The organism is Methanobrevibacter sp. (genome assembly GCF_045126245.1).
Classification (GTDB): Archaea; Methanobacteriota; Methanobacteria; order Methanobacteriales; family Methanobacteriaceae; genus Methanocatella.
Genome location: NZ_JBGVOG010000016.1, coordinates 1 through 2,506, shown reverse-complemented (window position 1 = coordinate 2,506; position 2,506 = coordinate 1). Strand labels below are relative to the sequence as shown.

General features: G+C 33.3%; 3 protein-coding genes. All 3 read right to left on the bottom strand.

Features of this window, described 5'->3' with window-relative positions; all coding sequences use genetic code 11:
• Positions 1-293, bottom strand: a 293-nt coding sequence (locus ACJMLZ_RS01185; RefSeq protein ID WP_405303553.1) for a class III signal peptide-containing protein, incomplete at its 3' end; no start/stop codon positions are given.
• A complete protein-coding gene (locus ACJMLZ_RS01180; RefSeq protein ID WP_405303551.1) occupies positions 293-1,159 on the bottom strand; it encodes a prepilin peptidase in 867 nt (288 codons plus the stop codon). The genes ACJMLZ_RS01185 and ACJMLZ_RS01180, both read right to left, overlap by 1 nt.
• A gap of 93 nt (positions 1,160-1,252) precedes the next feature.
• On the bottom strand, positions 1,253-2,506 hold a 1,254-nt coding region (pyrG, locus tag ACJMLZ_RS01175; RefSeq protein ID WP_405303549.1), incomplete at its 5' end, for a glutamine hydrolyzing CTP synthase.

Genomic DNA, 2,506 nt, shown 5'->3' with positions numbered 1-2,506 from the left:
TCCTTTAGCTTCAGATTAGAATATACATAATTATTATCAATACTGACCTTAAAAGAGTTAACTGCATGAATATTAACCGTTCGCCTTGATCCCTGACCCTCACCATAAACCTCATTAATTGATGAAGCAATCTTTGACAATTCAGATTTGACATTTATCGAATCATACACATCAAAGGTATTTTCAATGCTTTGATTTAATAAAGGCATTGTAAAGATAATTAGAATAATCAGCGAAATTGCAAATATTAACAGATATTCAAATGAAACCTGACCGGAGCTATCTTCAATCATCAGACCACCAAATAAATGTTTTTTGTAAATAGCATTATCATATCCCCATAAACAACCGCAATCATCAATCCAAAAAGGATTGCAGGCGTAAAAGGGAATGAAATTTTAACTGAAATCTTATCAGAAATAAATCCCTGAGCTGATAAAATCTTTAATAGGTACATCTCCTTTTCGGTTATCCCTCCTGCACTCTGGGATTTGAAATAATATCTATAATCCTCATCATCGCTTTCATAAACCTTTAAATTTCCATCAATCTCCATGATTAAATCGCATATGTATCCATTGCTGAAATAATATTCATTGACTATAGTACCCTCAGTTATATCTTTAACAAGCACTAATTTATTGAGTGTGGATTCAATTAAAATCTTAACACTTCCCCAGTTGAAGACATTAAACAGCAAATCCGAATTTTTTTTAAAAACATTGCCTTTGAAAATTAAATAAAAAACAAAAATAAGCAAAAATGGAAATGACACCAATATGCTATTAACTACAACACTGAATGAAAACGGATATATTGACAACTGAGGAAAAATATTCAAAAAATCTATATTGAAGCCCGATGGTATTACTGAAGCAATGCCCGTAAACAGTTTAACATCACCACCACCCCAAATATTCAATTGCCACATCAAATAAGTTATAGCATAAGTTACACTTGCCGAAATAATTGAAGCTAAAATGAATTTAATGTTAGATGAAACGCATGCCAAAATAAGGTTGGAAATCAGCCCAAAAAGTAAAAGGCCATAAGTCAACTTGTTCGGAACAATTCCCTCCTTAACATCAAAAATTGTAGCCAAAATGCAAAACAGAACCGTAATTATTACTTGAAATAAAAATATACAACTATAATTCATAATATAATCTAATACGAACTATAATATTAATTAGATAGAAAATAAACTCATAAAATTGATTTAATAATAAAAAATTGTAAAAAAAAGAAAAAATTAATTTTTAGAATACTCGTAAATAGCTTCTAAAAATGATTTGAATAACGGATGTGGCCTATTAGGTCTTGATTTAAATTCCGGATGGAATTGACAACCTATAGCCCATGGATGATTTGGCAATTCAATGATTTCAACTAAGAAGTCATCAGGACTGGTACCTGAAATAATTAGACCTTTATCTTGCAAGTCATCCCTATAATCGTTGTTGAACTCATATCTGTGTCTGTGACGTTCTTCAATATCGATTTCACCATATGCTTCATGAGTTTTAGTGCCTTCAATGATTTTGCAGTCATAAGATCCCAAACGCATGGTTCCACCCATATTTTTGATTTTCTTTTGTTCCTCCATCATGTCGATAACAGGGAACTCCAAATTATCGTCAAATTCTGAACTGTTTGCATTAGGATATCCGTTTTTCCTTGCAAATTGAGTTACCATTGACTGCATTCCAAGACATATTCCAAATAAAGGCACATTATTCTCCATCGCATAATCAATTGCATCCAATTTGCCTTCAAATCCTCTTTCACCAAATCCGCCAGGAATTAAAATACCGTCAAATTCTTTTAAATCATTTTCATCCAATGCCTCAACATCGGAACTTAAGAATTTGATGTTGGCTTTTACGCCAATGCTGGCTGCGGCATGAAGCAATGATTCACGAATACTGATATATGAATCTTCAAGCTCGACATATTTCCCTACAATACCTATTGTAACTTGAGGATCTTTAATTCTAAGGGAATCTACAATTTCCCTCCATTCATCCAATTTAGAAGAATCCGGCTCAATATCCAAACCGATTCTATCAACGATTAAAGCACCAATATTTTTATCTTCCAAAACTAAAGGCACTTCATAAATTGTGCCTGCATCAGGAGTATTTACTACTGCTTTGAAGTCCACATCACAGAAGTGAGCCACTTTTGCCAAAAGAGCATCATCAATGTGCACTTGAGACCTACATACAATAACATCAGGATTTATACCGACACTTCTCAATTCTTTTGTAGAGTGTTGGGTTGGTTTGGTTTTGAATTCTCCGGCTGCATTTAGGTAGGGAATAAATGTAACATGGACAAACATAACATTTTCACGGCCTTCCTCATTTCTGAGCTGCCTTAATGCTTCAAGGAAAGGTTGACTTTCAATGTCTCCGACAGTACCGCCAAGTTCAACTAAAACAACATCATAATCAGAGCGTTCGGAATTTTCTCTAATCATTTCTTTGATTCTATTTGTAATATG

Bases quoted from the DNA above. Each gene is read 5' to 3' on its own strand.
- ACJMLZ_RS01180 (WP_405303551.1), bottom strand. From the start codon at position 1,159: ATGAATTATAGTTGTATATTTTTATTTCAAGTAATAATTACGGTTCTG.